The organism is Actinomadura sp. BRA 177, assembly GCF_013372625.1.
Classification (GTDB): Bacteria; Actinomycetota; Actinomycetes; order Streptosporangiales; family Streptosporangiaceae; genus Spirillospora.
Genome location: NZ_JABXFD010000442.1, coordinates 1 through 5,680 on the forward strand (window position 1 = coordinate 1; position 5,680 = coordinate 5,680).

General features: G+C 72.6%; 6 protein-coding genes and 1 pseudogene. 5 read left to right on the forward strand and 2 right to left on the reverse strand.

Translation table 11 applies throughout. The annotated features are described in order from the left end of the window. On the reverse strand, nt 1-847 hold an 847-nt coding region (locus HUX53_RS26470), incomplete at its 3' end, for a DUF5937 family protein (RefSeq protein ID WP_176405936.1). 66 nt (nt 848-913) lie between these two features. Here HUX53_RS26470 and HUX53_RS26475 point away from each other — a divergent pair. Together HUX53_RS26475 and HUX53_RS26480 are read left to right on the forward strand one after the other, a co-directional pair. Then, a complete protein-coding gene (locus tag HUX53_RS26475; RefSeq protein ID WP_309237440.1) occupies nt 914-2,173 on the forward strand; it encodes an MFS transporter in 1,260 nt (419 codons plus the stop codon). A 32-nt stretch (nt 2,174-2,205) separates the two neighbouring features. Further along, nucleotides 2,206-3,990 (forward strand): NAD+ synthase, encoded by a 1,785-nt coding sequence (locus HUX53_RS26480; RefSeq protein WP_176405937.1) that lies wholly within the window; start codon nt 2,206-2,208, stop codon nt 3,988-3,990. A 3-nt stretch (nt 3,991-3,993) separates the two neighbouring features. Here HUX53_RS26480 and HUX53_RS26485 read toward each other — a convergent pair whose 3' ends face one another. Further along, nucleotides 3,994-4,212: a hypothetical protein gene (locus HUX53_RS26485; RefSeq protein WP_176405938.1), complete on the reverse strand. Its 219-nt coding sequence runs from the start codon at nt 4,210-4,212 to the stop codon at nt 3,994-3,996. Between the two features lie 128 nt (nt 4,213-4,340). Here HUX53_RS26485 and HUX53_RS26490 point away from each other — a divergent pair, with 128 nt between their 5' ends. The 3 genes and pseudogenes from HUX53_RS26490 to HUX53_RS40205 form a co-directional block, all read left to right on the forward strand. Next, nucleotides 4,341-4,676, forward strand: a complete 336-nt coding sequence (locus HUX53_RS26490) for a hypothetical protein (RefSeq protein WP_176405939.1) — start codon at nt 4,341-4,343, stop codon at nt 4,674-4,676. Nucleotides 4,677-4,713: 37 nt separating this feature from the next. Next, nucleotides 4,714-5,019, forward strand: a complete 306-nt coding sequence (locus HUX53_RS26495) for a pore-forming ESAT-6 family protein (RefSeq protein WP_176405940.1) — start codon at nt 4,714-4,716, stop codon at nt 5,017-5,019. A gap of 45 nt (nt 5,020-5,064) precedes the next feature. Further along, a pseudogene (locus HUX53_RS40205) lies at nt 5,065-5,680 on the forward strand (hypothetical protein); the annotation flags it as partial.

The following is a 5,680-nucleotide window of genomic DNA, read 5'->3' on the forward strand; positions in this document are numbered from 1 at the left end:
TTGTTGTTGTGTGTTCTTGGTGATTTGATGTATGGCTTAGTACATTGTTTTTGTGCAAGCGTAAGCCGGCATACGAGTTAGGAGTCCGGCTCGTGGGCTCGGAGATGTGTTTAAAAGACAGGGGCTCGGCCGGGCGGCCGCTCTCCCAGAGCGTCGCCACCCCGCGCGGCGGATAGCTGAGCAGCGGCTGGTAGGGCGGCACCATCACCGACACGTCCGGCCACACGAACGCGCTGGGGACGAGCAGCAGCCCGCGTCCCGCCGGCTCGCCGCGGAAACTCCAGCGCCGCTCGACCGACAGCGTCCCGGCGCCCCAGGAGACCGTGTCGTGCAGGTCGCCGAAGACCCCGGCGGTGCCGTGCGCGGTGAGGGCGCGGGTGCGGCGTAGCACGTCGCCCTCCAGCAGGTCGGTGATGCGCGGCCACCACGGCTCGACGGCGACGGCCCAGTACCGTTCGAGCAGGTCGGCGAGCGTCCGGAGGGTGCGTTCGGGGTCGGCCGCCATCGTCTCGCGCCGGCGGCCGGGGCGGTGCGCCCGGTCGACGCGCAGCAGCTCGTGCACGACCACGTCCGGCGGGGTGGCGAGGACGGTCTCCAGCTCGGCGGCCAGGTCGGGCAGCGGGGTCTCCGGCGGCGGGGTCAGGAAGTCGGGCGCGTACCCGGTGGGCGGGACGACCTCCAGCAGCGGTTCCAGGTCGAGGCCGCGCAGCCGGGGCCGGACGGCGTGCACCCACGGCAGGTGCAGCGCGTGCCCGGACGGGTCGCCGAGCACCCGCAGGCTCAGCACCATCTCCCACAGCGGCGAGAACGCGAACCGGACGCGGGCCACGTCCTCCGGCGCGAACACGAACTCGATCAGTTAGTCCAGGCTAAATGATTACCGCGCTGCGTGGAGACCGCTCACGATCGTGCAGTGACCACTGTGGAGGACCCCCCTGTCGCCCCTGCTCCGGGCAGGATCGCGGCGTTCCTGCGGCCGCGCGTCGGCGGCTTCCCCCGGCCGTTCTGGGTGCTGTGGGCGGGGACCCTGCTCAACCGGCTCGGCACCATGGTCGAGCCGTTCCTGGGCCTCTACCTGACGACCATGCGGGGGCTGTCGCTGGCGCAGGCCGGCGTGGTGATGGCGGTGCTCGGCGCGGGCTCGCTGGGCGGGCAGATCGCCGGCGGCATGCTCGCCGACCGGCTCGGGCGGCGCCCGACGCTGACGCTCGCGACCGTCGGCACCGGCGCCGCGATGCTCGCGCTCGACTACGCGCAGGGGATCACGGCGATCGTCGCGGCGGCGCTGCTGCTCGGCGTGCTGCTGGACATGTACCGGCCCGCCGCGCAGGCGATGGTGGCCGACATCATCTCCCCCGCCGAGCGTCCGCGCGCGTTCGGGCTGCTGTTCTGGGCGATCAACCTGGGCTGGGCGGTCGCGATGGTGCTCGGCGGGACGCTCGCGCAGCAGGGCTTCCTGTGGCTGTTCTGGATCGACGCGCTGACCTGCGCCGGGTTCGGGGTCCTGGTGTGGCGGGCGATCCCGGAGACGCGGTCGCGGGACGCCCGTTCCGCCGCGCCCGGCGGGTTCGGGCGCGCGCTCCGCGACCGGGTCATGGTCGGGTACGTGCTGGTGACGCTCGTGTACACGTTCGTGCTGATGCAGGGCATGACGACGATGCCGCTGGCCATGAAGGAGGACGGGCTCGGCCCGCAGGCGTACAGTCTCGCGATCGCCGCCAACGGGGTGCTGATCATCATCGTCCAGCCGCTGGTGAACGCGTGGCTGGCCCGGCGGGACCACAGCCTCGTGATGGTCGCGGGGTTCGTCCTGGTCGGGCTCGGCTACGGGCTCACCTCGCTCGCCTCGACCGTCCTCGCCTACACCGCGACGATCCTGGTGTGGACGCTCGGGGAGATCACGGCGGCGTCCGTCCTGCAGGCGGTCGTCGCCGACCTCGCGCCGGCCGACCTGCGCGGCCGGTACGGCGGCCTGTACGGGATGGCGTGGTCGGGCGGCTTCCTGCTGGCACCGCTCGGCGGCACCCAGCTGCTCGGCACCGGTGGGGCGTCCGCACTGTGGCTGACCTGCGCGGGTCTGGCCCTCGCCGCGGCCGCGGCGCAGCTCGCGCTGGCCCCCGCGATCAGGCGCCGCCGGACCGCCGCGCTCGACACGCACTTCTCGTCAAAGTGACGAAACCACCTCCGGCGTTTTACCCTGGGAACGTGGCACAGCTCAGGATCGCGCTCGCGCAGGTGAACCCGACCGTCGGCGACCTCGACGGCAACGCCGACCTGATCGTGGAATGGAGCCGGCGCGCCGCCGACGCGGGCGCGCACCTGGTCGCCTTCCCCGAGATGATGCTGACCGGCTACCCGGTGGAGGACCTCGCGCTCCGCGCGTCCTTCGTCGAGGCGTGCCGGCGGGCCCTGGACCGGCTCGCGCGCCGGCTCGCCGACGAGGGCCTCGGCGACCTGCCCGTCGTCACCGGCTACCTGGACCGCTGCTCGGTCGGGCTGGTCCGGTCAGGTCAGCCCGCCGGGGCGCCGCTGGACGCCGCCGCGTGGCTGCACAACGGCGAGGTGCTGGTCCACTCGGCCAAGCACCACCTGCCGAACTACGGCGTCTTCGACGAGTACCGGATCTTCGTGCGCGGCGACCGGCTGCCCGTCGTCCGCGTCCACGGCGTCGACGTCGCGACCGTCATCTGCGAGGACCTCTGGCAGGACGGCGGCCCGGTCAGCGTGACATCCACGTCCGGCGCGGGGCTGCTGCTCGCCGTCAACGCCTCCCCCTACGAGCGCAACAAGGACGACGTCCGCCTCGACCTGTGCGCCGAACGGGCCCGCGAGGCCGGCTGCGCCCTCGCCTACGTCAACATGGTCGGCGGCCAGGACGAACTCGTCTTCGACGGCGACTCCGTCATCGTCGGCCCGGACGGCACCCCGCTCGCCCGCGCGCCCCAGTTCGTCGAGCACCTCCTCGTCGCCGACCTCGCGCTGCCCGCAGCCGACCCGTCCGCCGAGCCCGGCCGCACCCCCGTCGACGCCCAGGACGGCACCACCATCACCATCGAGCGGCACGTCCTCACCCCGGACCCGCTGCCCGCCTACCCGGTGCTGCCGCAGGCGGCCGCCGAGCCCATGGACGACCTCGGCGAGATCTACGCGGCGCTCGTCCTCGGCACCCGCGACTACGTCCGCAAGAACGGCTTCCGCTCGGTCGTCCTCGGCCTGTCCGGCGGCATCGACTCCGCGCTCGTCGCCACCATCGCCGCCGACGCGATCGGCCCGGAGAACGTGCACGCCGTCCTGCTGCCCAGCCGCTACTCGTCCGAGGGCTCCGTCGTGGACGCCGAGGACCTCGTCAAGCGGCAGGGCCTGAACTCCCGCGTCGTGCCCATCGCCGACATGGTCGAGGCGTTCGAGAAGCACCTCGACCTGCACGGCCTCGCCGCCGAGAACCTCCAGGCCCGCATCCGCGCCAACGTCTGGATGGCCCTGTCCAACGAGCACGGCCACCTCGTGCTGACCGGCGGCAACAAGAGCGAGCTCGCCACCGGCTACTCCACCCTCTACGGCGACTCCGCCGGCGGCTTCGCCCCCATCAAGGACGTCTTCAAGCTCACCGTCTGGGACCTCGCCCGCTGGCGCAACACCCAGGCCCGCGTCGACCTGCCGTTCCTGCACCCGTTCGCGCACGAGCCCATCCCCGAGGCCATCATCGTCAAGGAGCCGTCCGCCGAGCTGCGCCCCGACCAGCGCGACCGCGACACCCTGCCCGAGTACACCGTCCTCGACCCCGTCCTCGCCGACTACGTCGAACGCGACCTGGGCCGCGAGTCCCTCATCGCCGCCGGCCACGCCCCGGACCTCGTCGACCGCGCCATCCGGCTCGTCGACATCGCCGAGTACAAGCGCCGCCAGTACCCGCCCGGCCCGAAGATCACCCCCAAGAACTTCGGCCGCGACCGCCGCCTCCCCATCACCAGCCGCTGGCGCGAGCGGTAGCCGTCACGCCCCGCCCGCGTCCCGGCGGGCCAGTGCGGCGGCCAGCCGGGCCAGCGCGGTGTCCGCCACCTCGCCCACCGCACCGAGGGCGGCCTGCGCCTCCCGTCCGGCGTCCAGCAGCGCGGCGACCGGATCGTCGGTATTCCGGTCGTCCGAAAAAGGTGCACCGGAATGGTCCGGCGGCCTTTCCGGCTCGGCCGGTTCCACCAGTTCGAACTTCATGCCACAACTGAACCACAGGGACTTCTGACACGTCCTATGGCAGCGCGGGCGCCACCGGGCTATCGTCATTGACGATTTGCACGGTGACAGCGCGCACCACAACGAGTCGACCGGCGGGTGAGGCGACGATGGGACGATGGGACCAGGGCCAGGAAACACTTGTCACGCTGGCCAGGAACACCGGTGACCGCGGCGAGGAACTCGCCCAGCTGGTCCGGGCGCTGATCGTGGCGGCCGAGCCGCTGTCCGGCCGGTTCAACGGCGTCGGGAAGGCGGCCTTCGACAGTTTCAAGGCTCATTCCGACCAGATCATCGCCGATCTGAAAGGTGGCCTGAACAGGGTGAACACCGGCCAGCTCGGCATGGAGAAGGTGTTCGCCACCGGCGACCAGGAGATGTCGGACGAGGCGAGCCGGACGATGTCCGCGGCCAACTTCGACGGTGCGAAGTTCCGCAGCACCTGACGTCCGAACGCACCGATTCGCAGAAGGGACGCCGGCAGTGGGAGACACCGGACGGCGCAGTTACGACACCGGCGCCTCGGCGGAGGCGCAGGCCAACATCCAGCAGATCGTGGCGCGGCTGGAAGCCCTGATCGGGACGCGGGACACCGACGTCAAAACGGCGCTGGCCGACTTCGAGGCCACCGGCGTGTCGGAGGAGTACCGCGCGAAGGAGGCCAAGTGGCACACCGCGGCCAACGAGACGCGGGAGATCATCCGGCTGGTCAAGGCGACGCTGGAGAAGAACGACGAGATCGCCGGGACCACGCTGAACCGCGCGGGTGCCGCCGTCCGGGGCATCTGACCGGGACGCCGCGGGGACCGCGGCGCACACCCGGCTGAGGCCCCGTTGGTACGCGACTACGACGCCCAGTTGCTGGAGTCGGTGGCGGTGCGGCGCCGCCGGCTCCGCGACGCCCTGCTGTTCGGCCCGCAGCGCACCCGCCGCACGTTCGACGAGAACCTCACCAAGGTCGTCGCCGGCCTGTGCGTCGCGGCGGTGCTGTGCGCGGGCACCGTCGGCTGGTCGTACCTGCGGTCCCGGCTGGACGCGCAGGAGCGGCAGAAGACCGCGCAGGGGCAGGCCGCCGCGCCCGGCGCCGAGACGTCCGCCCCGGTGCCCGCCGGCTGGCTGGGCTCCAGCGTCACCTTCCCGCGGCTGCGCCGGGACCTTGCCCGGGCCGGCGTCCCCGCCCGCCTGTACGTCCTGCCGGGCGAACCGCGGCCGGCCGCCGGGACGGTGACCGGCTACTACCTCATCGCCCGGACCGCCGAGGGCTTCTCCGGCGGCGTCGTGGAGTTCCGGCAGGGGCGGATCGGCGCGGAGTTCGCCACCGAGGACGAGGCGTGCCGGTGGCTGTACGGGCAGCTGGTGGTCGCGGACCGCCCCGTGCACGCGCTGGACGCCGCCGCCGAGCGGGACGCGGCCCGGCGGGGCGCGTCCCGCTCGGCGGCGGCGTCCAGCG

Bases quoted from the DNA above. Each gene is read 5' to 3' on its own strand.
- HUX53_RS26485 (WP_176405938.1), bottom strand. From the start codon at position 4,212: ATGAAGTTCGAACTGGTGGAACCGGCCGAGCCGGAAAGGCCGCCGGAC.
- HUX53_RS26490 (WP_176405939.1), top strand. From the start codon at position 4,341: ATGGGACGATGGGACCAGGGCCAGGAAACACTTGTCACGCTGGCCAGG.